This window comes from Pantoea sp. Acro-807, assembly GCF_011752675.1.
GTDB lineage: Bacteria > Pseudomonadota > Gammaproteobacteria > Enterobacterales > Enterobacteriaceae > Pantoea > Pantoea eucrina.
Genome location: NZ_VWXE01000001.1, coordinates 1,261,077 through 1,280,896 on the forward strand (window position 1 = coordinate 1,261,077; position 19,820 = coordinate 1,280,896).

27 protein-coding genes are annotated in these 19,820 nt (G+C 54.6%); 10 read left to right on the forward strand and 17 right to left on the reverse strand.

Annotation, left to right across the window (positions count from 1 at the left end; all coding sequences use genetic code 11):
* Positions 1–145: 145 nt before the first annotated feature.
* The 9 genes from F3J39_RS06055 to F3J39_RS06095 all read right to left on the reverse strand — a co-directional run bounded on the left by F3J39_RS06055 (position 146) and on the right by F3J39_RS06095 (position 8,928).
* Complete coding sequence (locus tag F3J39_RS06055; RefSeq protein ID WP_104085121.1) at positions 146–1,225, reverse strand: acyltransferase family protein; 1,080 nt, start codon at positions 1,223–1,225, stop codon at positions 146–148.
* Positions 1,226–1,624: 399 nt separating this feature from the next.
* Positions 1,625–2,377 carry an L-cystine ABC transporter ATP-binding protein TcyN gene (gene tcyN, locus F3J39_RS06060; protein ID WP_071667940.1) on the reverse strand — a complete coding sequence of 251 codons (753 nt, stop codon included), beginning with the start codon at positions 2,375–2,377 and terminating at the stop codon, positions 1,625–1,627.
* Positions 2,374–3,042 carry a cystine ABC transporter permease gene (gene tcyL, locus F3J39_RS06065; protein ID WP_071667941.1) on the reverse strand — a complete coding sequence of 223 codons (669 nt, stop codon included), beginning with the start codon at positions 3,040–3,042 and terminating at the stop codon, positions 2,374–2,376. The genes tcyN and tcyL overlap by 4 nt, the downstream gene beginning before the upstream one ends.
* Positions 3,042–3,842, reverse strand: coding sequence for a cystine ABC transporter substrate-binding protein (gene tcyJ / locus F3J39_RS06070; protein WP_104085122.1), 801 nt, complete (start codon positions 3,840–3,842; stop codon positions 3,042–3,044). Before tcyJ ends, tcyL begins: the two co-directional genes overlap by 1 nt.
* A gap of 164 nt (positions 3,843–4,006) precedes the next feature.
* Complete coding sequence (locus F3J39_RS06075) at positions 4,007–4,993, reverse strand: D-cysteine desulfhydrase (RefSeq protein WP_166713940.1); 987 nt, start codon at positions 4,991–4,993, stop codon at positions 4,007–4,009.
* A gap of 129 nt (positions 4,994–5,122) precedes the next feature.
* Positions 5,123–5,626 carry a flagella biosynthesis regulatory protein FliZ gene (gene fliZ, locus F3J39_RS06080; protein WP_039385047.1) on the reverse strand — a complete coding sequence of 168 codons (504 nt, stop codon included), beginning with the start codon at positions 5,624–5,626 and terminating at the stop codon, positions 5,123–5,125.
* A 48-nt stretch (positions 5,627–5,674) separates the two neighbouring features.
* On the reverse strand, positions 5,675–6,397 hold the full coding sequence (locus F3J39_RS06085; protein WP_039385048.1) for an RNA polymerase sigma factor FliA: 723 nt from the start codon (positions 6,395–6,397) through the stop codon (positions 5,675–5,677).
* A gap of 140 nt (positions 6,398–6,537) precedes the next feature.
* Positions 6,538–7,509 (reverse strand): HNH endonuclease signature motif containing protein, encoded by a 972-nt coding sequence (locus F3J39_RS06090; protein ID WP_166713941.1) that lies wholly within the window; start codon positions 7,507–7,509, stop codon positions 6,538–6,540.
* A 153-nt stretch (positions 7,510–7,662) separates the two neighbouring features.
* Positions 7,663–8,928 (reverse strand): FliC/FljB family flagellin, encoded by a 1,266-nt coding sequence (locus tag F3J39_RS06095; RefSeq protein WP_166713942.1) that lies wholly within the window; start codon positions 8,926–8,928, stop codon positions 7,663–7,665.
* Positions 8,929–9,264: 336 nt separating this feature from the next.
* Here F3J39_RS06095 and fliD point away from each other — a divergent pair, with 336 nt between their 5' ends.
* Genes fliD through fliT form a run of 3 tightly spaced genes read left to right on the forward strand, consistent with a single transcriptional unit; the run spans position 9,265 to position 11,454 of the window.
* Positions 9,265–10,686: a flagellar filament capping protein FliD gene (fliD, locus tag F3J39_RS06100; RefSeq protein ID WP_166713943.1), complete on the forward strand. Its 1,422-nt coding sequence runs from the start codon at positions 9,265–9,267 to the stop codon at positions 10,684–10,686.
* A gap of 9 nt (positions 10,687–10,695) precedes the next feature.
* Positions 10,696–11,076, forward strand: coding sequence for a flagellar export chaperone FliS (gene fliS / locus F3J39_RS06105; RefSeq protein WP_104085127.1), 381 nt, complete (start codon positions 10,696–10,698; stop codon positions 11,074–11,076).
* Positions 11,077–11,100: 24 nt separating this feature from the next.
* Entirely contained in the window at positions 11,101–11,454 is a 354-nt protein-coding gene (gene fliT, locus F3J39_RS06110; RefSeq protein WP_071667947.1) for a flagella biosynthesis regulatory protein FliT, read from the forward strand.
* 40 nt (positions 11,455–11,494) lie between these two features.
* Here the strand turns inward: fliT and yedD are convergent, their stop codons facing one another.
* The gene (yedD, locus tag F3J39_RS06115) at positions 11,495–11,962 is read right to left on the reverse strand and encodes a lipoprotein YedD (protein WP_071667948.1); all 468 of its coding nucleotides are present in this window, start codon (positions 11,960–11,962) and stop codon (positions 11,495–11,497) included.
* A gap of 147 nt (positions 11,963–12,109) precedes the next feature.
* On the opposite strand from yedD, the gene F3J39_RS06120 reads away from it, so the two are divergent.
* Both F3J39_RS06120 and F3J39_RS06125 read left to right on the forward strand, forming a co-directional pair.
* The gene (locus F3J39_RS06120) at positions 12,110–12,433 is read left to right on the forward strand and encodes a DUF6388 family protein (RefSeq protein ID WP_039385062.1); all 324 of its coding nucleotides are present in this window, start codon (positions 12,110–12,112) and stop codon (positions 12,431–12,433) included.
* 308 nt (positions 12,434–12,741) lie between these two features.
* Positions 12,742–12,981: a DinI-like family protein gene (locus tag F3J39_RS06125; RefSeq protein ID WP_039385064.1), complete on the forward strand. Its 240-nt coding sequence runs from the start codon at positions 12,742–12,744 to the stop codon at positions 12,979–12,981.
* A gap of 19 nt (positions 12,982–13,000) precedes the next feature.
* Here the strand turns inward: F3J39_RS06125 and F3J39_RS06130 are convergent, their stop codons facing one another.
* The 4 genes from F3J39_RS06130 to F3J39_RS06145 all read right to left on the reverse strand — a co-directional run bounded on the left by F3J39_RS06130 (position 13,001) and on the right by F3J39_RS06145 (position 14,566).
* Positions 13,001–13,267 (reverse strand): hypothetical protein, encoded by a 267-nt coding sequence (locus F3J39_RS06130; protein ID WP_039385065.1) that lies wholly within the window; start codon positions 13,265–13,267, stop codon positions 13,001–13,003.
* 145 nt (positions 13,268–13,412) lie between these two features.
* A complete protein-coding gene (locus F3J39_RS06135) occupies positions 13,413–13,817 on the reverse strand; it encodes a hypothetical protein (RefSeq protein ID WP_166713944.1) in 405 nt (134 codons plus the stop codon).
* A gap of 88 nt (positions 13,818–13,905) precedes the next feature.
* Positions 13,906–14,196 (reverse strand): hypothetical protein, encoded by a 291-nt coding sequence (locus tag F3J39_RS06140; protein WP_052246503.1) that lies wholly within the window; start codon positions 14,194–14,196, stop codon positions 13,906–13,908.
* Positions 14,177–14,566 (reverse strand): hypothetical protein, encoded by a 390-nt coding sequence (locus F3J39_RS06145; RefSeq protein WP_039385067.1) that lies wholly within the window; start codon positions 14,564–14,566, stop codon positions 14,177–14,179. The genes F3J39_RS06140 and F3J39_RS06145 overlap by 20 nt, the downstream gene beginning before the upstream one ends.
* 140 nt (positions 14,567–14,706) lie before the next feature.
* Between F3J39_RS06145 and F3J39_RS06150 the strand changes: the two genes are divergently transcribed.
* A complete protein-coding gene (locus F3J39_RS06150; RefSeq protein ID WP_166713945.1) occupies positions 14,707–15,363 on the forward strand; it encodes a helix-turn-helix domain-containing protein in 657 nt (218 codons plus the stop codon).
* 17 nt (positions 15,364–15,380) lie between these two features.
* Here the strand turns inward: F3J39_RS06150 and F3J39_RS06155 are convergent, their stop codons facing one another.
* Entirely contained in the window at positions 15,381–15,626 is a 246-nt protein-coding gene (locus F3J39_RS06155; RefSeq protein WP_166713946.1) for a hypothetical protein, read from the reverse strand.
* A gap of 242 nt (positions 15,627–15,868) precedes the next feature.
* Here F3J39_RS06155 and F3J39_RS06160 point away from each other — a divergent pair, with 242 nt between their 5' ends.
* The gene (locus tag F3J39_RS06160) at positions 15,869–17,080 is read left to right on the forward strand and encodes a diguanylate phosphodiesterase (protein ID WP_071667952.1); all 1,212 of its coding nucleotides are present in this window, start codon (positions 15,869–15,871) and stop codon (positions 17,078–17,080) included.
* A gap of 31 nt (positions 17,081–17,111) precedes the next feature.
* Here the strand turns inward: F3J39_RS06160 and F3J39_RS06165 are convergent, their stop codons facing one another.
* On the reverse strand, positions 17,112–17,300 hold the full coding sequence (locus F3J39_RS06165; RefSeq protein WP_166713947.1) for a hypothetical protein: 189 nt from the start codon (positions 17,298–17,300) through the stop codon (positions 17,112–17,114).
* Between the two features lie 978 nt (positions 17,301–18,278).
* Between F3J39_RS06165 and F3J39_RS06170 the strand changes: the two genes are divergently transcribed.
* The 3 genes from F3J39_RS06170 (at position 18,279) to F3J39_RS06180 (ending at position 19,317) form a co-directional block, all read left to right on the forward strand.
* Positions 18,279–18,455 carry a hypothetical protein gene (locus F3J39_RS06170; protein ID WP_158086436.1) on the forward strand — a complete coding sequence of 59 codons (177 nt, stop codon included), beginning with the start codon at positions 18,279–18,281 and terminating at the stop codon, positions 18,453–18,455.
* 84 nt (positions 18,456–18,539) lie between these two features.
* Entirely contained in the window at positions 18,540–18,713 is a 174-nt protein-coding gene (locus F3J39_RS06175; protein ID WP_158086435.1) for a hypothetical protein, read from the forward strand.
* A 211-nt stretch (positions 18,714–18,924) separates the two neighbouring features.
* Positions 18,925–19,317, forward strand: a complete 393-nt coding sequence (locus F3J39_RS06180; protein ID WP_094111339.1) for a NirD/YgiW/YdeI family stress tolerance protein — start codon at positions 18,925–18,927, stop codon at positions 19,315–19,317.
* A gap of 48 nt (positions 19,318–19,365) precedes the next feature.
* Here the strand turns inward: F3J39_RS06180 and F3J39_RS06185 are convergent, their stop codons facing one another.
* Positions 19,366–19,677, reverse strand: a complete 312-nt coding sequence (locus F3J39_RS06185) for a hypothetical protein (protein WP_039385086.1) — start codon at positions 19,675–19,677, stop codon at positions 19,366–19,368.
* Positions 19,678–19,820: the final 143 nt, after the last annotated feature.

Consider the following 19,820-nt stretch of genomic DNA (forward strand, 5'->3'; position numbering starts at 1 on the left):
GACGCATAAATGCGTCCCCTACGTTTGGCATTGTTATCCCCGTAGGGGCGCCATTAATGGCGCCCGAACATCACCATCGGCGCATGAATACCCAGGGACGCATAAATGTGTCCCCTGGGGTTGGCATTGTTGCCTCTGGATTTACCTACGCTGCTTTGCGACGCTTCATGCCGATCAGCGTGGGGAACAGGAACAGCGACTGGCCCAGGCCGCGGTTGGTCAGTGACCAGACCGCTACTGAACAGAGCGAACAGATCCCGACGATTGCCAGCGGATAGAAACAGGCCCACAGCACGGAGAACCACGCCTGCTCAAACAGGTGATGGCGCTGGGCAAACAGAATCGCCGACATCCCGAAAAACTCAATAAAGATGCGGTGAATAACGTAGATTTGCAGCGTATTGCGCCCTACCCAGTTGAAAAAACGCATACTGAAACGCTGGTTAAGCCAGCGGCAGGCCGCCACGCTCACCAGCACGGCGATGACGCACATAAACAGGCTTTTATCCAGGCCCATAATCACGTGAAGTCCCGTCAGCGCGGCCAGTGCCGCCCACGGCAGCAGGTTTTCACGGCGCAGCTCGCTCAGGCGCAGCATCACCGGGCTCCAGAATGCGCCCAGCAGGAAGAACAGGAAATATTGCGCGACGCTCTGCGGCCCCCAGTAGGGAATGATTTTTTCCACCGCCAGATAATTCAGTACCACCGCCACAACCAGCAGCGCGATTTTCTGCTGATGGAAAATTTTTGCACACAGGAAGTAGATCGCCAGACCATACAGATACCAGGAGGTACTCATCGCCATAAACGTCAGCTTGAGAAACTCCAGCAGTGAACCGGCATAGGCCGCATTAAGATTTTGCGAAATGCGTTGCCCGGTGATTTCTGTGGAAATCCCGACAATTGACCACCACTGAATAAAGCCCCACAAAATATAGAGATAGAACAGATTGGTAATACGGCTGGTAAATACCTGTTTCCATGAACGATTCAAAATGCCATTGGTCGCCAGCAGGCCGGAAACAAAAAAGAATGCCGGCATACGTAATGGCGACAGTACCGTATTAAACTGTACCCATATTTCCGCCGGAAACCATCCGGCACTCAAATATTTTATCGTTGTTTCAAATCCCGGTAATACGGTGTGATAGAGCACCACCAGCAAAATACAGGCACCTTTCAGTGTATTTATCCAGCCTATATCATTTTTCCCGTTATCTTTCATCAGGTTGACTCCTAAAGCTGTGTAGGTCTGTAAGAGGTAAACGCATTAATAATCAGTTCGTGAGTTATGGTTATTAAACGATTATTCAACAGCACTGCGGGGAGTGTATCTGGCGAAAGTCCTAAATTGTCTTTGCTGGCCCTGATGTAACAAGACTTTACGTTAATCAAAATGCATTTACATCTGCCTGAAGCGGCACAGAGAGTTATAAACTGTGATTCAGGAAAAATAATCAGTAAGAAAAGCTGCTGTTTAATTAAGAGCAATCTGCAAACAGAGAAGCCAGTTAATAATTTAGCAATAAGACAATTATATGACTATGCACCAAAAGGATAAGAGAAACGCGAAGGGATATGATAGCAGCGAAATAAATAAGGGCCAGCGAACCGGCCCTGAATATTACTGATTAAGAAATTTATCCAGGAATTGTCGGGTACGAGCCTGCTGCGGATTGCTGAACAGGGTTCTGGCCTCCCCCTGCTCCACAATGCGCCCCTGGTCCATGAAGATAGCGCGGTCAGCCACATCACGCGCAAAACTCATCTCATGCGTGACGATCACCATGGTCCGTTTCTCCTGCGCCAGGGCGCGAATGGTGTTCAGCACCTCGCCGACCAGCTCCGGGTCAAGCGCGGACGTCGGCTCATCAAACAGAATCACCTCCGGGCGCATTGCCAGCGCGCGGGCAATTGCCACCCGCTGCTGCTGCCCGCCGGAAAGCCGGCGCGGAAAGCTCGCCTCTTTACCCGTCAGCCCGACCTTCTCCAGCAGCTGACGTGCCCGCGCCTGCGCTTCTGCTTTCGGCTCACCTTTAACGATCACCGGCCCTTCAATAATGTTTTCCAGCACCGAACGATGCGGGAACAGATTGAAGTTCTGAAACACAAACCCGACCTGCTGGCGCAGCTGACGCACCTTCTCTTTCTGTTTGTTAAGACTCAGGCTGGCGTCAATGGTGATGCCGCCTACCGTCACGCTACCCTGATCCGGCACCTCCAGCAGATTGATACTGCGCAGCAGCGTGGTTTTTCCCGAGCCGCTGGGGCCGATAATCGCCACTACCTCTCCGGCAGCCACGTCGAGATCGATGCCGTGCAGCACCGTCTGCCCGTGAAATTTTTTCACCAGCTGGCGGACTTCAATTGCACTCATTTATCCTCCCGATCCTGACGATTAACGTGCGCTTCAAGACGGTTCTGCAGCGCGGAGAGCACGGTCGCCATGATCCAGTAGATCAGCGAGGCGGCCAGATACATGGTAAACACCTCAAGCGTGCGTGAGGTGATTAACTGCGCCTGACGAAACAGCTCCGGCACCTGGATAGTGGCCGCCAGCGAGGTATCCTTGACCAGGCTGATAAAGCTGTTACCGAGCGGCGGCAGCGCAGTCCGCGCCGCCTGCGGCAGGATCACCCGGCGCAGCGTCTGCCACGGGGTCATACCAATGCTGGCCGCCGCTTCCCACTGCCCGCGCTCGATAGAGGCGATAGCACCGCGCAGCGACTCTGACGCATAGGCCGCCGTGTTCAGCGACAGGCCAATCATCGCGGAGGGAATGGGATCGAGTTCAATGCCAAACTGCGGCAGGCCGTAGTAGATCATAAACAGCTGGGCGATCAGCGGCGTGCCGCGGAACACTGAGACATAGATGCGCGCCAGCCAGTTCACCGGCCAGAAGCGCGACAGGCGCATCAGGGCAAGAATAAAGCCCAGCAGCAGGCCAAAGAACATCCCGCCGATGCTGAGCTGCAGCGTAAACAGTGCCCCTTTAAGTAAAAAAGGTGCTGAATCCAGCACCAGATGTACGCTCTCCAGCATTATTTCGTCACGTCCGTGCCAAACCATTTATCAGAGAGTTTTTTCAGCGAGCCATCTTTCTGCATCTCTGCCATCGCCTGATCGATCGCTTTCAGCAGATCGTCGTTACCCTTACGCACCGCCACGCCAGCCTCCAGGCGCGAGAACGCCGGGCCCGCTACGGCCATGGTGTCACCGGTTTTCTTCACCAGATCGAGCGCGGCCAGGCGATCGACCAGAATGGCGTTCAGGCGGCCGGAGCGCAGATCCTGATATTTTGTCGGGTCATCATCATAGGTGCGGATATCGACGCCTTTGACGTTATCACGCAGCCACTGCTCATAGTTGGAGCCGAGGCCCACGCCCACTTTTTTCCCTGCCAGGTCCTCAGGTTTGGTGATGGTGCCGGCGTTTTTCTTCAGCGTCAGCGCCTGCACGCCCGAGATGGTGTACGGCGTGGAGAAGTCATACTTCTTTTTACGCTCATCGGAGATAGTGACCTGATTTATCACCACGTCGATACGTTTTGAATCCAGAGACGCCAGCATACCGTCCCATTTGGTCGGCTTCAGCGCCGCTTTTACGCCGAGATGCTGTGCCAGCTCCTGCGCAAACTCCACCTCAAAGCCGGTCAGTTTGCCGCGCTCATCCTGGAAACTGAACGGCGGATAGGTGCCTTCAAGGCCCACGCGCAGCTCGCCTTTATTTTTAATCTGTGCCAGCAAATCTTCAGCGGCAAAGGTTTTTGCGTTGATGCCTGCGAGCAGCGCCACCGCCATCATTCCCATCGCCAGCGGGCGACGAATCATAGAGAAAGCCATGTTTACCCCGTTATTATCTGTTGTGTGTGTCAGTGCAGGTGCGTCGCGTGACGCACCCTGTAACAGATAGCGTAGTCTTATTATGAACGCCACAGAAATTGCATCTCCGTGGTGACGTTACGCCTGTCTGTGGCAGCGATTATAGAGCGTTTCGTCAGCCTGTCTCATACCGAAGGATGATAAGCAAATAACGCCGGTGCGCCGCCGGTATGTACAAACAGCAGCGGCCCTTCGCGCCGGAAGCGCTTCTGGCTGATACCGTCAATCAGACCGGCCATCGCTTTGCCGGTATAGACCGGATCCAGCATGATACCTTCCAGCCGTGCCAGCAGGCGCACTGCCTCCATGCCCTCTTCGCTGGGTTCGCCATAGCGCGGCGCGTAGTACTCATCCCAGAGCGTGATCGCCGCCTGCGGCTTCAGCTCAAGCTGCTCTGACAGCGCGCTGCGCAGCCGCTCTACCACCGGCAGCTGCGCGGCCACGCTACGTGACACTGTCACGCCAACCAGCTCGCTTTCCGGCAGCAGCTGCTCCAGCCCTACCGCCAGACCGGCATGGGTACCGGCGCTGCCGGATGCCACCACCACCGCCGCGAAATTTACTACGCCCTCGCTCTGATGGGCGATCTCCTGGGCGCACTCTACGTATCCCAGCGCGCCCAGCGCATTCGAGCCGCCGACCGGCACGATATAGGGGCGATACCCCTGCGCTTCGAGACGCTCTGCGTAGTCGCTGAGCTGCTGCGACGGATTATCCAGCGCCGCCACCATCTCCGTCTCCACGTCCATCAGATCAAGCAGCAGGCGGTTGCCGTTGGAGAGATAATTTTCTGCCGTGGTGCCAATCGGGTTTTCCAGCAGCGCCACGCACTTCAGGCCGAGTCGCGCCGCCACTGCGGCCGTCTGGCGTACATGATTGGACTGGATCGCACCGGCGGTCAGCAGCACATCCGCGCCCTGGCGGAGCGCGTCCGCGGCCAGAAACTCCAGCTTGCGCAGCTTGTTGCCGCCCAGCGCGACCGGCGTAACGTCATCGCGTTTAATAAAAATATCGCGGCCAAGGTAATCGGACAGACGCGGCAGATGCTCCAGCGGCGTAGGTGCGCCAAGCAGCTCAAGACGCGGAAACTGGTGCAGAAGATGTAGGGACAATGCAGGCCTCCAGGGCAGTGTGAAGATATCCCTGTAGTGTTGCAGAAGATGCGCTGAGGCGCATCCGGAATTGCGGGGTAGCAGCAGCCCGCTGCGGCACAGATCGCCGCAGCGGACATTAATCATTGATCAGCCGCGCTGCCAGCCGAGGAACTGATCGTATTTACGCAGCGCAATACGGTAGTTGTTATTACCGGCATCGGGCAGATCGTGCTGCAGACACTCATGCCAGCTGTTGCCGGATAGATTTTCTGCCGGGAAATTTCTCGCTTTCAGCATGTCATCAAGTCGACGCAGGCGCACCACATACTCCCGAATCGTACTGTGGTTCATCTCGGTCTGTTCAAACAGATACTGTTTAAACGCCATGATGTCGAAGTAGTTCGGATGGGTATTACAAAAAATATCGCTGCAGAAACGGCATAGCGCTGTCAGTTCGGGCTGCAGCTTCGTCCAGACCTGATCGTCAATCATCTGGTCCATGCGGGCTATCGCCTCTTTATTGATGATCTGGCCACGAAACACCAGCGCCATACGATCTAATACTTTGCCACAGTGTGAACAGTTGCTTTGGCTATGTTTATAGTCTTTAAGATAACGACTTAATGGCCTGACTTTAATTTTGGCTCCCATCGCTGAGTCCCCGGTTTTTTTATTTTTGTTTCCCCAGGACTGAGTCTGTCAGCGCGCTCCCGCTAACCGGGCACGCAGGCGTTTAATCGCCTGACTGTGCAGCTGACTGACGCGGGATTCCCCCACCTCCAGCACCGCGCCAATCTCTTTCAGGTTCAGTTCTTCCTGGTAGTACAGTGTGAGCACGAGCTTTTCGCGTTCGGGCAGCGCCTCGATTGCGTCAATCACGCGTTCACGCAGATTCCCTTCCATCAGCTGATGCAGCGGATTCGCCTCTTCATGGCCCTCTGTCACCAGCTCTGCGCTGTCACCGTGCTCTTCCCGATACTCGTCATAGGAGAAGAGCTGGCTATTGTTGGTATCCAGCAGGATCTGCCGGTACTCCTCCAGCGACACGTTCAGCTGCTGCGCCACCTCCTGCTCCGAGGCTGAGCGGCCGAGCGCCTGCTCCACCTGGTGCATGGCACCGGCTACCTCGCGCGCGTTGCGCCGCACGCTGCGCGGTGCCCAGTCGCGGCTGCGCAGTTCGTCCAGCATGGCGCCGCGAATACGCTGCACGGCGTAGGTGGTAAAGGCGGTGCCCTGCAGCGCGTCGTAGCGCTCCACGGCATTCAGCAGTCCGATGCCCCCAGCCTGCAGCAGATCGTCAAGCTCCACGCTGGCCGGCAGGCGCACCTGCAGACGCAGCGCTTCATGCCGCACGAGGGGAACGTAGCGCTGCCAGAGCGAATGTTTATCCATCACGCCGCCGGCGGTATAGAGATCGTTCACGTTGACTACCCTGCGTTAATTAAGTTATCGGCATGATTATCCAATTCTGTAGCGGTTTCGATTGGCAGAATAGGCGGGCAAAAGCGAGGTTATTTCAAATTAGTGATGGATGGCGGTGGCGGACACCGCCGTTGTGAACGTTATCTGTTGCGCTGCTGCAACCGCTGCCTTGTGGCAGGCGGCACCGCGGGCCACAGCGCGCAGATTTTGCCCGCCAGCGGCTGATAAGCGAAGCCGTTTTCCGCTTCACTCTCCAGCGCCGCGCTGAGCATCACCTGCCCGGTTTCACCATCAATGCTAATCAGTTTATTGCGGAACAGGCGCTGCAGATCGCTGCGTAAAAACAGGCCGTTATCGACGCTGTTATCCGCCAGCAGTCCCGCATCGCTCTCGTCGGTGTTGATATGGCACGCCTCCACCCACGGCCAGCCGTGTGGTTCAGTGAGCGGCGTGCCGGTGATGACGCAGGCGCCGTAGCGCGCTTTCACCGCCGCCAGAAACGCCGCCTGGCTGGCGTGCTGCAGCACGCGGGTTTTCACCCGCCGCCCGACTTCGGTGCCGGGCATCACGGCGGCGGGTGCTGGCTGCTGCGGCGTGCTCAGCACCACGATAAACTGCACCGCGCGCGACAGCGGAAAACAGGGATGCGCCTGCGCGTCAAACAGCTGCCAGTACGCCTCCTCCTCCTGCTGACGCATCAGCACCAGCCGGTAGCCCCGGCTGGTGAGCAGGTTCTGCGCCGCCGCCGAGTGCGGATCGAGCATCGCATAGACCCGGCTCTCGCCCATCACTTTCCAGCGTCCCGCCTGGCTGGTGTCGTCACTGCGGCGAAAATAGAGAAACGCCTGCTGCGTTTTCAGGTAGTGCTCAAAGCGGCGCAGGTAGTTTTTGCGCTCGTTGTCATCGCTGATAAACAGCAGCTCCTCGAGCGGGCTGTTCAGCTCCTGCTGCGCAAACAGCGCGCGGATCACCAGATGGCGATAGCTCGCCGAGGGGCTCAGCAGGCCGCGTGCGGTAAGCGCTTTTTCGCCAGGATGCTGCTGCGCATAGCGCAGCGCAACCTCATCAAACGAGAGCAGCTCACCCGGTAACAGATCGTAGTTGAAGCGCATCGCCCCTCCCTGAGTGGAAAACGTGACCTATAGCGGAATGGTTCTGTAACAGATTATCGGCTGCGCGGCGGCAGGCTGTAGCGGGTGATGCCGCTTTTATACGCAAAAAAAAACCCCGCCGGAGCGGGGTTTTGATGCTTACGCGGTGAGCGATTAGCCCTGCAGCAGAGAGAGAACCTGCTGTGGAACCTGGTTCGCTTTGCCCAGCACGGAGTTACCCGCCTGCTGAACGATCTGCGCTTTAGACATGTTTGACACTTCAGTTGCGTAGTCCGCATCCTGGATACGAGACTGAGCTGAGGTCAGGTTAGTAGTAGTGTTGTTCAGGTTGGTGATAGCAGAGTTCAGACGGTTCTGCACCGCACCCAGGCTTGAACGGAAGGTATCGACAGAGGCGATAGCTTTGTCCAGCAGCGCCAGCGGATCTGCGGTTGCTGCACCAGCAAACTGAGTAGCAGTGTCAATGTTACCTACGTCTTCAGTTGTTGAATTAGTAGGATTGTCTCCGCCGTCTGCGATAGAAGCAGCGGTTAATTCAAAGTTCTTACCCTGAACAGTGACGTAGCCTTTTGCAGCACCAAGACTATCAGCGCCAACCTTGACAAATGCGCCAGTTAAGGAGCCTGAACCATTAGTATCAGTATAAGCTACAGTCGCTTTATTAAGTTCCACATTTCCGGTGGCATCATCTACGGAGACCGCATAATTATCGTTGCCTGAAGAGACAACATAAGTAGCAGTTGATGCACCTGCTGGCGTTTGTACGTTTTTCAGTGACAGCGTGCTGGCATCAACTTTCAACGCTGCTGCTACGTCATCTAATTTAACGCTCTTGAGTGAACCACTTGCGCCAACCTGAGTGATTGCTTCGCTGGTCTTCAGTGCTGATTTATCAACACCAAATCCGCTCAGGCCCAGCGTTGATGAGTCAATTTTTTTCAGGTCGATTGAGATAGTCTGGCCATCGTTCGCGCCAACCTGGATTTTCATGCTGCCATCTTTCGCCAGCACGTTTACGCCGTTGAACTGGGTCTGGCCAGATACGCGGTCAATTTCGTCCAGACGGGATTTAATTTCGTCCTGGATAGATGATTTATCAGAATCGGAGTTAGTGCCGTTCTGCGCCTGCACGGTCAGCTCACGGATACGCTGTAAGTTGTTGTTGATTTCAGACAGCGCGCCTTCAGTGGTCTGCGCGGCTGAGATACCGTCGTTGGCGTTACGGGCTGCCTGAGTCAGGCCTTTGATGTTAGACGTGAAACGGTTAGCGATAGCCTGGCCTGCTGCGTCATCTTTCGCGCTGTTGATACGCAGACCAGATGACAGACGCTCCATTGAAGTAGAGAGAGCAGACTGGTTTTTGTTGATGTTGTTCTGAGTGATCAGCGAGAGGCTGTTAGTGTTAATGACCTGGGCCATGATAAAGTTTCCTGTTTAATCAAGTCTTTCGGTTAAGGTGTGGGCTTCAACCCGTCGGCTTCATCGCCGTCAAAGTTGTTATCGTCTGCCCCTGAACAACCTTTAGATTTTTTTTAGGACCGGGTGAATTTTTTTCGCTTCACCTGCCATGCTTCTGGTTATCGCCAGCCGTTTGCGCTTCTTTAGCCCCGCTTAACTTTTTTTTACCGTCCGAATTACCTCCGTTACGCCCCTCTATTCCGTTTATCACTCACCGGTCATTAATTCTAAACTTTGCCGCGTTGACGCCGATAATTGCGCTATTCACTCTTTGCAGCGACAGGAAAAGGAAACTATATGGCCAGCATCTCTTCCCTCGGCGTCGGCTCAGGCCTGCAGCTTGGCGATATTCTCGATAGCTTAACTAGTGCAGAAAAAGCGAGCTTAAAGCCGATTACCACCCAGCAGAGCGCCTATACCGCAAAGCTCAGCGCCTACGGCACGCTCTCGAGCGCGCTGACCGCGTTCCAGACCGCCAACAGCGCGCTTAACAGCGCCGATGTCTTCAGCGCCACCACCGCAACCAGCAGCAGCACGGCGTTCAGCGCCACGACGTCGGGCAGCGTGGTGGCAGGTAAATACAGTATTAACGTGACGCAGCTGGCGCAGGCGCAGACGCTGACCTCCGCGGCGCAGAGCAGCAACAGCAGCGCGCTCGGCGACAGCGCCGCCAGCCGCACCCTGACCATTAAGCTTGCCGACGGCAGCAGCAAAGATATTGCGCTCACCAGCGACCAGACCTCGCTTACCGGCATGCGCGATGCGATCAATAAAGCGAACGCCGGCGTCTCTGCCAGCATTATTAAGAGCAACGAAGGCGAGTACCGCCTGTCGCTGACCGCGACCAAAACCGGTGAGGCGAACGCCGTCGCGGCGGTCAGCGTCAGCGGCGACGACACGCTGCAGGCAGTGGTCGGCTTTGATGAAAATGATATCGCAGCGAACAACAAGCTCAGCGTCAGCGTCGCGGCGCAGAATGCGCAGCTCACCGTGAACAATATTCCGATTACCAATAGCAGCAACAGCATCAGCGACGCGCTGGAAGGGATCACCCTGAATCTGACCGCGACCACCAGCGGCAACCAGACGCTTACCGTGGCGCAGGACACATCAAAAGCCACCACTGCGGTAACCAACTTTGTTAACGCTTATAACACGCTGCTCGATCAGTTCAGTACGCTGACCAAATATACCGCGGTGGAAAAAGGCGCTGACGCGCAGGACGCCAGCAACGGCGCGCTGGTCGGCGACAGCACCCTGCGCAGCATTCAGACGCAGATTAAGGGGCTGCTGACCAACTCCGCCAGCAGCTCCGCCTATAAAACGCTGGCGCAGATTGGTATTACCTCCGATCCCACCTCCGGCAAGCTCACGCTGGATGACAGCAAGCTGAAAACCGAGCTGGCGAAAGATCCGGACGGCATTAAAGAGATGATTATTGGTGACGGCAAAAAAACCGGCATCACCACGCGCCTCGCTGAAAATCTTACCAGCTGGCTCGCCACGAAAGGTCCGATCCAGACCGCCAAAGATGGCGTCAGCAAAACGCTGAATGAGCTGACGCAGAAATATAACGACATGAATACGCGCATCAATGATCAGATTGCGCGTTATAAAACCCAGTTTACCCAGCTGGATCTCGCCGTCAGCAAGCTCAACAGCACCAGCGACTATCTGACGCAGCAGTTTGAGAGCATGACCAGCAGTTCGAACAAATAAGGAGTGACCATGTACGGGGCAAATGGCACGCAGGCCTATGCAAAAATTGGCGTTGAGAGCGCCGTAATGAGCGCCACTCAGCCGCAGCTGCTGACGCTGCTGTTTGATGGCGCCATCAGCGCCGTGGTGCGCGCGCGTCTGTTTATGCAGGAGGGCAACATTGCGGGCAAAGGCAGCGCCATCTCGAAAGCGATCAATATTATCGAAGCGGGCCTGAAACAGGGTCTGGATGAAGCTTCAGGCGATGAGCTGACGCTGAACCTTATCGGCCTCTATTCTTATATGGTCCGCCGTCTGGTTGAGGCAAACATTCGCAACGACGTGCCAGCGCTGGAAGAGGTTGAAACGCTGCTGCGCAATATCGCTGATGCCTGGAAAGAAGTCGCTTAATCTTAATTCTTAGGACGCTATGTTATGAATACTGCACCGCACCTGATGCTGGCTTATCAGCAGATCCTCACCCTCAGCCACGGCATGCTGCGCCACGCCAGCCGCGGCGAGTGGGACGATTTAATTACTCACGAAATGGATTACGTCAGTGCGGTGGAGCGTCTGGCGCAGAGTACGGAAACCACGCCGCCGTCAGGCCAGCTGCAGGAGCAGCTGCGTCCGGTCCTGCGTCATATTCTGGATAATGAGAGCGAAGTTAAACGCCTGCTGCAGGCGCGGATGGATGAGCTGACACGGCTGGTCAGCCAGTCCTCAGTACAGAAGTCGGTGATGCGCGCTTACGGTCAGCAGGGTGACGTCTGGCTGCCGCAGGCCTGAATACCTGCCCTCTCCCGCCGGGAGAGGGTCTCTTACTGCATTACTGCGCGGTATGCGCCGCAACCGGTTTCATCAGCTCTGGCTCAATATCCTGAATCACCGCCTCATCGGGCCGCTTCGCTACCTCTTCCAGCGCCTGCTGGCACTCCACGGTAGGCTGTTCCACTTTGCGCAGGCGCAGGCCATCATACTGCAGCTCACCGTTTTCCAGCACCAGCGGCATCACGCGCGACTGGCGATTGACGTTGACCCAGTTGTCGCTCAGGCGGGTCAGCTTGCCCGGTTTGGCAATGACGCGCTGCCACTGGCGGCAATCGAGCGTATCGCCGTCGGCGGTGATAATCAGACTGCCCAGCGCCTGGCCGCTGATCAGCTTGCTCTGCGGCCCGACGGTCTGCCAGTTGCCCTGCAGCGCGGCCGGCGCCGGGGTTTTTACCGCATCACTGTAGCTGTTAATCTGCGCACACCCGCTGAGTGCGACGGCGGCCAGCACGATCCACTTTTTCATTTTGATTCCCTGTCCTCGCGTTAATGGCGGCTACGGTATAATTTTTCTCAGGCGTAAGGCAAGCAGTCTGCAGCAAAACCCGGCGCGCCTGACAACGCGGCAGGTTGCAGTTACACTATGCGCCGAGTTAACGACCCGGAACCGAGCATGAAAACCCCTGAAGAGTACTATAGCCTGGCGCGCAGCCTGTTTTTCACCGCCCACCCCACCTTTCAGGCCGCGCTGGATGAGCTGAGCGAAAGCGACGCCCGCGCGGCGAATATGTCACTGCGTGAACTGCGCGACTGGCATGCCGAACGGATTTACGCGGCCTTTATCCGGCAGAAAAAACTGGATGGTATTCTGTTCTCTATTCAGCTCGCCGAGCCGGATAAAGCGGTTGCCGCAGAGGCGATTGAAGCCTATCTGAAGACGCACGCTGAGGCGCTGGGTATGACGTGGGAAGAGTTTTGTATAAAGAATGAGCTATAGCGCTGCACGGCAGCGCGCAAAGTTGTACAACACACAGAAAATAGTTGTACAAAGGATTTTTTTTGTATAAGTTACGCAGCATGACAACCGTCAAGGATTGTCCCTTAACGAATGGTGCGTTTGCGCCACCTCTGGAAGTGGTGCTGGTTTTCCACTTCCAGAGGTTCATTTTTTCCCCGGCTTTTTCCAGCGCTTTTCCTCACTCCGCTGATGCGTACACTTTTTTCCGCCTGCACCGCCCGCACCCCTTGCTACTGTTTTTATTTACAGTAATATAATGCCCTGACCTTATTTGATGGATGGTTCTGATGTTTGTAGAGCTGATTTATGACAAGCGTAATGTCGCTGGCCTGCCCGGCGCGCGCGAGATGATTCAGGCTGAGCTCGAAAAGCGGGTACAGCGCGTGTTTCCGGAGGCTGAAGTGCGGGTAAAACCGATGGAGCGCAACGGAATCGATACCGATTTAAGCAAAAACGATAAAGCGACCGTTGCGCGCATTGTCGAAGAGATGTTTGATGAGGCGGATATGTGGCTGGTGGCCGACTAGGCCACCCTGCCGTGTGCGGTTAGCTCTCCTGCTCAATATGGTTAACCGCAATCTCTAAATCCTGAATAGTCTGATCGATATTCTCCAGCAGTTTGCTCTGCTCATTGATCAGCTGCTCAAATCGCCCCGCATACTCTTTATCTTTGTACTCGCCGGCATCAAACGCCAGCCAGTGTGCAGAGAGCGTTTCAGTATTGGTCTGCGCGTAGTGACGCATCTCTTTAAGCTGTGAGGTAACATCGCGCAGGTACTCAGGTTTGGTTTTAATCGCTTCTGAATCGCTCATGCTATTTTCCTTTTTGCTTGTTTTGCCCGTTAAAATAACGTCTGAGTGATTAAAGATAGTCGATAATAGCGAAGCCGCATTAAGAAAAGTCGGAAGTGGGTTTCAGGCCGGGGCTGACATCCCTGTCAGTACAGATGGCTGCGCATCAGAGGTATTTGCGCGCCAGCGTCATCAGTTCCGCTTTGGCTGCCTCCCCCAGCTGGCTCACGCCGTGTTCAACAAACGTAAACGCCTGCACAAAATCTTTCACCCCGGCCTCCAGCGCCGCTGCGGCCGGTGACGCACTCTCTGCCTGAGAAGGTGCGGCCACCTCTGCCGGCGCAGCATCAGCGCTGGCGGATGCCGTCGTCAGGGGATCGTCTGCCACAGGTTGTGGTGTTGCATCAGCCGGTACGCTCTCCTCTGGTGTCGCGGCCGCCTCTGCGCTCGTCGCCACCTCTTCCGTTACCGCCGGGCTGGCCGGTGCCGTCTCGTTAGCAAAGTTCTCCAGCGGAGAAACATCGTTTGGATCCGCTGCTGCTGCCGGGTTAACGCTCTGTTGTTCGCTCATGGTACTCTCCTTCTTTCGGGTTAACGATCGCCGCTGCCGTAGCCATACCGCGATCTGACGGGTAATACTCATCACTGCCTCCCTGCCGCTAGCTGCTGCGTTTAGCCGGTCTGGCCTTTTCACGCACCACTATTCCGTCAATTTTTAGCTGCAGGTCTGCCAGCTGTTCTGTCAGTTCGGCCACCCGCGCTTCGCGGCGGTCAGAGATTTGCCGGTACTCTTCCCGGATATTTTCGACGCGCTGGTTGGCTTCATTGCTGACGTAGATAAACATCGCGGTCATGGCAATGCATATCAGCGATAACAGCAGCATCATTCCCCCCAGCAGCAGCTGACGCCGGTGATTTCTGATCGTGAATTCACTGTTTATCTGCACCATCACGGTTCTCCTCAAGCGTGGTAATCAGTTGATTGATCTGACTGCGAAATTTATCGCTGTGATCGGTTTCAGTCGTTGCCAGCAAAATGCCCAGCGCATTTTTTATCAGGCGCAGATCGGTCTCCAGCGAAGAGATGCGGCGCAAATTGCGATCGTGGCGAATGCGCAACTCATCATTCTCCTGCCGCATCAGCGCATGACTCTCTTTCAGTAACATCACCTGCTCTTTGTAACTGGTGATAATCTCCCCGCCTGCACGATTGCTGGTTACGATGGTTGCAATGCCGGCCAGCAATGGTTTCCAGAACACCGCTGCTGCACCACCGCCGAGAAGCAGTGCGCCAACGCTGGTGATGAGACTACTCTCCATGCCTTACCTCTCAGTACTGGCAAGGGCTCCGCCCGGAATACACTGACCTCCCCTTGCCAGTCATACGATCAGTGTATTTTAAGTTTACTTTAATCATTTAATTTAAGTATACTTAAGTAAACCTTTCAGGAGTTGTCAAGATGCAAAATCAGGAAACGCCAGGCCAGCGCATTCGCGAACGCCGTAAAATGCTGAAACTGACCCAGCAGCAGCTGGCGGCAGACGTCGGCGTCTCGCACGTAGCTATTTCACAATGGGAAAAAAATGAGACGCTGCCGCGCGGCGAACATCTGCTCCGGCTGGCAGAGCTGCTGCAGTGCCCGGCGGCATGGCTGTTTGATGGTGAGGGGGAACCCTTTGCGGTCGTCAGCAGCCACAGCAGCGTGCGGGCTGTGCCGCTGCTGACGCTGCAGCAGGTTACCGGCTGGCTGGATGAAACCCGCCTGCAGCTGCAGCGGGAAGCCGATCGCTTTCTCTACTGTGACAGCGCGGTAAGCGACAGCGCTGTCGCCGTTCAGCTGGACGATCGTTCCATGCAGCCGGCCTTTCTGCCCGGCGATCTGCTGATATTTGAACCACAGCGCTCTGCAGCGCCCGGTGAGGTGGTGCTGGCGCTGTATGCCGGGCAGGCGCTGGTCAGAACGCTGCGCGTGCGTTCCCCTTCACAGAATGAAGAGAATTTTTTATTACGCCCGGTGAATGAAGATTATCCCGTACTCAGCACGGACAAACATGAGGTGCAGATTATCGGCATACTGGCTGAAATGCGCCGGCACTATCACGCTGGCGGCCAGTAAAACCCCGCACCGGCCCGCTACAGCGTATCGGTCAGGCGATCGATAACGATGCGGCCGGATGCATCCGTCTGGGTAATACGGTAGTTCACATTCCATGAGCGGCGGGTGTTGAATTTGTCGCTCAGCACGACGCTTCCTTTTGCCCTGCCCTGGCTGTCTGTGATCTGCCAGCGGGCAATGGTTTCCCGACCGCTCCGGTCCGCCTGTTTTTCCTGCTCAATAAGACGATCTTCTGCTTCCAGTTTCAGGTAATCACGTAACATTTTATTCCTCCGGCTAAAGCGGCTTAAGATACGCTTTTTGTTAATCCATGCAATCGAAAATATTTATCGTTGATGCAGATTGATTTCGACCGATTGATAAATTGAATTGACCCCTGTTTTGCCGCTACGCTTATCAGATAAATCGGTAAATATTATGCTGATTTAGTCTCTGTGCACTGGACATCCCGGCCTGTTCGACGGTTAATGTAAGAGCTTAAATAACGTTCCGGCAGGACAATTGCATGCTGACCACTATTCTTTACCGCAGCCATCTCGATGAACACGTTCCCGTCAGAGTTCTTGAAGATATCGTGGCCCGCGCAAACACCAAAAATGCGCTGTCGGACATCACCGGCATTCTGTTATTTGACGGCCGGCATTTCTTTCAGCTTCTGGAAGGACCCGATCGCGCTGTCAGACATATCTACGATCGTATTCGCCAGGATGCCCGTCATCATAATCTGGTCGAGCTGATGCATGATTTCGCGCCGGCGCGCCGCTTTGGTAATACCGGTATGGAGCTGTTCGATCTGCGTCAGCATGAGAGAAGCCGCGTGCTGCAGGCCGTACTCGATAAAGGCACCTCGCGTCACCAGCTGACCTACGACGATCGTGCGCTGCAGTTTTTACGCACCTTTGTTGAGGCGCGTGAAAAAGAGAACTATTTTGAAATTCCACCGGCGAACACGTGGGAGTTTGTCGCGGATGAGTCGACGCTGTGTGAGCTGAACGATTTTCAGCACTCGATTCAGGATTGCCGCTTTGCTTTCCAGCCTATTGTTGATCCCTTTTCACGCCGTATTGCTGCCTATGAAGCGCTGATCCGCACGCCTACCGGCGGTGCGCCGGAAGAGTATTTTGCTGCTTTCGGCGGTGATGCTATTTACCGGGCAGATATTCAGTCAAAAAGCCTGGCCTTCAATCTCGCCAGCAAACTTGGCCTGGGGCAGCATACGCTCACCATCAATCTGCTGCCGATGTCGCTGGTCACCGTGCCTGATGCCGTAGATTTCCTGCTCGCAGAGATCCACGCCAGCGGCCTTATTCCTGAACAGATCGTGGTTGAAGTCACGGAGAATGAAATTATTTCGCGCGCTGATGCGTTCACGGCAGAAGTGCGGAAGTTAAAAGCGGCCGGTATCAGTCTGGCGCTGGATGATTTCGGTGCCGGCTTTGCCGGCCTCTCCCTGCTGGCAAAATTTCAGCCTGATAAAATAAAAATCGATCGTGAAATTATCTGCGACGTTCATAAAAGCGGACCAAAACAGGCAATCGTCCACGCGATTATTAAATGCTGCGCCTCACTGGAAATTGCCGTGGTTGCCGAGGGCGTGGAAAAAGCGGAAGAGTGGATGTGGCTTGAGGCAGCCGGTATTAATCAGTTCCAGGGCTACCTGTTTGCGCGACCGGCGCTGAATGGATTCCCGTCAATTGCGTGGCCTGAAATCAGATAGCCTCAGTCTGAAGTGCATCTCTGGCAACAATTCAATGCGCCTGCAGCTGCTTTGCAGGCGCATCAAGCGGCTCGCTCAGAATGACATATTTCATCATTTCAAAGGTGCGCTGCGTCATCGGCACCGCGCTGCAGGGACGAAACCAGCCAAACTGCCGCTGATAGAACCATACCTCCGGATAGCGCTCGCCATCTTTCACCCAGTAATATCCATCTTTCATAAGCCTGCTCGCCTCTGTTGCAGAACTGACATTCACTGCCGCCGTTCGCGACATCGTTAAGTGTAGCAGCTGTCACTCCGGACGGGATATATTGATACTCTGCTCGTCGTCCTGCCAGCTATCTGCAAAATAGATTTAATTTTAAAGCGCAGAGGATAATCTGCTGCGGTAATAGGCTGTTATAAATTACCTTCAACCCTGCAACGTTTTATTCCTGCAGTTCTTCGTAAATTATTACGCTGTTAATTATTTATCTTCATCGCTTATTTACTGGTTCAGCGCCCTGCTCAGGCTGAGCCCGCACGATAACAAGGCGTCTGAGATAGCGTCACGCCTGACCCTCTAACTTATACAGTCATCTTCTATCTGTATAATTTATATTTTGACATTTTATGTGGTCGGATGAGACCCTGTATTTTTATTTTAAACCCATCTGTTTTCAAAAAGCCCGAATTTGTTCTGCCCGTCATGAGCTTACTCTGCGCAGAGCATTCTCTTTTGTATAAAAATAAGACGAAAGGCAATACATTTTTGCTGAGAGAAGCAGGATGCCAGACGCTTCTATACAGCCAGTGCAAACCTGTACAACTTTGAAAAACTGTACAACTTAGCCTGACTTTGTGTAAAGTGTGAAATCGATTTCGGCCGTTAAATTCAGGTCTGCCAGATAACGTTCGCGCTGTTCTGGTGCTGCGTTGCCGTTAATCGGGCAGCCTATGCAAGTGGCCATAAAAGCCGGATGACAGGTTTCTGCTGTGCCGTGCCTGATAAATGAAATTCAGATTCATAATGAACAGGAGCCCGGTTTCGATTAATGCAGATACGTATGTTGCGCAGAGGCAGAGGATATTCGGCGCCTCAAAAGGTAAGTTGTAAAATAAGCGAAGCGGTAAACAAGATTGATTATCGACTTTACCTGATACATCATTTTGCGGAAATTTAAGAAGGCGTGCCTTCATTCATTTCTGGAGAGCACTAATGGAAACGGGTTTTTACTGGGTGGGTAGCAGAACAACTGAGCCAGAAGTATGGTTCTGGGATGCGGGGCGCGGCTTTTACCGGCCGATGGAGCCGATACCTCTCTCTCTGGCGCGCTTTAAATCCGCGGGCTTTGTTCTTCTCAGCGAGAAACTGACGCCTCCTGAAGAGCGCTGACGGCACATTTTTCTGTGCAGAACGGCGCGCAATGCTGTTAAGCGCAGCGCAGCTGGACTATATTCCTCGCAGGAGGATAAGACGATGCAGGAAGGCTATTACTGGGTGGAGTCAGCCACAACGGAACCGGAAGTGTGGTATTACGCGGGAGAGCATAAACGGCAATGGTTTGGGCCAGGCAAAAATGAGCCGCTCGATGCTGATGCATTTGCCAGTTCAGGTTATCGGGTTATCAGTAACCGGCTCTCGCTGACCTGAACGCGCTGAGCATAACCAGACGGCTGCTCAGCGCCATAAAAAAGCCAGCACCCGGTCTGGCTTTTTTATGGCCGCGCAAAAGCAGCCCTATAACGCTTCCCCCTCTGCTGTATACCTTTTGTTCTGCTGCTCTATTAATTTCACTGCGCCCCTGCTCCCTGGCGAAACCTGTGCCAGGCTTAACGGGTCGATTGACTTCAAGGAGAGTGACATGAACAAAACTACATGGGCTGCTGTAATGCTGTGTCTGAGCTTTGGCGCTTACGCTGAAAAAGGGGGATTTGAAGCGGGTGAAACGCCACCGCCGCAGCATAAAGAAGATGCAGGCTATAAAGGATCGGAAGATACCGGTCAGACGCGCGTGTCGCTGATCCGCGATTTCCGTCAGGGCGGGTATGTAACGCTTGAAGGTTACATTATCAAAAAAGTGGGCGATCACAGCTATCAGTTCCGCGACAGCTCAGGCACCGTACGTATCGATGCTCCTGCTGAAACCTTCAAAGGTAAAACCTATGACGCCACGGACAAAATCCGCGTCAGCGGTAAAGTTTATGGCAAAGGCGATAGCGCGCACCTGAAAGTCGCCCGCATTGATGAACCCTGATACCAGGCTGAAAAGTAACTGCCGATCGTCGCGATCGGCAGTGTTTTATCAGGCGCTGATTTGCCGGTAATACTGTACTGCGGTGTTTTTTCTGCTCTTGACCCGGTAACGCGCGTGGTTGATAACCGTGATCCACGAAGGATGAGCCGTATTGCGGCTGCAGCTATCGAGGATCGTCAGCAGCTCACCCCACATTTCGATTTGCACCATTTTATCAACGGCCATCTCCTCTTTCATCGCCTGAATAACTGCATCGACCTGATGTTTTACGTCGCTAAGATCTTCCCCTGTCTGGTGAGCGGCAGCAAGTTTACGGATTGCCAAAGCGTACACGTTGATACTGACCTGTTGTGAGTGCATGCGCACCTCTGTTGATTATTGGTCTGAGCATTAAAAGTAGCCTGACTTGCAGATTTCGCGCTGCGTTTAGCAAAATAAAATGGGCGCATAATCGTTGCCTGCTCCTGCCTGGTGACCAGCTCGTAAAATTTTTCTTTCAGCCC

Coding starts and splice junctions, on each gene's coding strand:
- F3J39_RS06185 (WP_039385086.1), bottom strand. CDS start 19,677: ATGCACTCACAACAGGTCAGTATCAACGTGTACGCTTTGGCAATCCGT.
- F3J39_RS06165 (WP_166713947.1), bottom strand. CDS start 17,300: ATGAAAGATGGATATTACTGGGTGAAAGATGGCGAGCGCTATCCGGAG.
- tcyN (WP_071667940.1), bottom strand. CDS start 2,377: ATGAGTGCAATTGAAGTCCGCCAGCTGGTGAAAAAATTTCACGGGCAG.
- F3J39_RS06120 (WP_039385062.1), top strand. CDS start 12,110: ATGAAAACCCCTGAAGAGTACTATAGCCTGGCGCGCAGCCTGTTTTTC.
- F3J39_RS06160 (WP_071667952.1), top strand. CDS start 15,869: ATGCTGACCACTATTCTTTACCGCAGCCATCTCGATGAACACGTTCCC.
- fliZ (WP_039385047.1), bottom strand. CDS start 5,626: ATGGGAGCCAAAATTAAAGTCAGGCCATTAAGTCGTTATCTTAAAGAC.
- F3J39_RS06155 (WP_166713946.1), bottom strand. CDS start 15,626: ATGTTACGTGATTACCTGAAACTGGAAGCAGAAGATCGTCTTATTGAG.
- fliS (WP_104085127.1), top strand. CDS start 10,696: ATGTACGGGGCAAATGGCACGCAGGCCTATGCAAAAATTGGCGTTGAG.
- F3J39_RS06175 (WP_158086435.1), top strand. CDS start 18,540: ATGCAGGAAGGCTATTACTGGGTGGAGTCAGCCACAACGGAACCGGAA.
- F3J39_RS06130 (WP_039385065.1), bottom strand. CDS start 13,267: ATGAGCGATTCAGAAGCGATTAAAACCAAACCTGAGTACCTGCGCGAT.
- F3J39_RS06125 (WP_039385064.1), top strand. CDS start 12,742: ATGTTTGTAGAGCTGATTTATGACAAGCGTAATGTCGCTGGCCTGCCC.
- F3J39_RS06095 (WP_166713942.1), bottom strand. CDS start 8,928: ATGGCCCAGGTCATTAACACTAACAGCCTCTCGCTGATCACTCAGAAC.
- F3J39_RS06135 (WP_166713944.1), bottom strand. CDS start 13,817: ATGAGCGAACAACAGAGCGTTAACCCGGCAGCAGCAGCGGATCCAAAC.
- F3J39_RS06150 (WP_166713945.1), top strand. CDS start 14,707: ATGCAAAATCAGGAAACGCCAGGCCAGCGCATTCGCGAACGCCGTAAA.
- F3J39_RS06180 (WP_094111339.1), top strand. CDS start 18,925: ATGAACAAAACTACATGGGCTGCTGTAATGCTGTGTCTGAGCTTTGGC.
- F3J39_RS06090 (WP_166713941.1), bottom strand. CDS start 7,509: ATGCGCTTCAACTACGATCTGTTACCGGGTGAGCTGCTCTCGTTTGAT.
- fliD (WP_166713943.1), top strand. CDS start 9,265: ATGGCCAGCATCTCTTCCCTCGGCGTCGGCTCAGGCCTGCAGCTTGGC.
- F3J39_RS06170 (WP_158086436.1), top strand. CDS start 18,279: ATGGAAACGGGTTTTTACTGGGTGGGTAGCAGAACAACTGAGCCAGAA.
- F3J39_RS06145 (WP_039385067.1), bottom strand. CDS start 14,566: ATGGAGAGTAGTCTCATCACCAGCGTTGGCGCACTGCTTCTCGGCGGT.
- fliT (WP_071667947.1), top strand. CDS start 11,101: ATGAATACTGCACCGCACCTGATGCTGGCTTATCAGCAGATCCTCACC.
- tcyL (WP_071667941.1), bottom strand. CDS start 3,042: ATGCTGGAGAGCGTACATCTGGTGCTGGATTCAGCACCTTTTTTACTT.
- F3J39_RS06140 (WP_052246503.1), bottom strand. CDS start 14,196: ATGGTGCAGATAAACAGTGAATTCACGATCAGAAATCACCGGCGTCAG.
- F3J39_RS06055 (WP_104085121.1), bottom strand. CDS start 1,225: ATGAAAGATAACGGGAAAAATGATATAGGCTGGATAAATACACTGAAA.
- yedD (WP_071667948.1), bottom strand. CDS start 11,962: ATGAAAAAGTGGATCGTGCTGGCCGCCGTCGCACTCAGCGGGTGTGCG.
- tcyJ (WP_104085122.1), bottom strand. CDS start 3,842: ATGGCTTTCTCTATGATTCGTCGCCCGCTGGCGATGGGAATGATGGCG.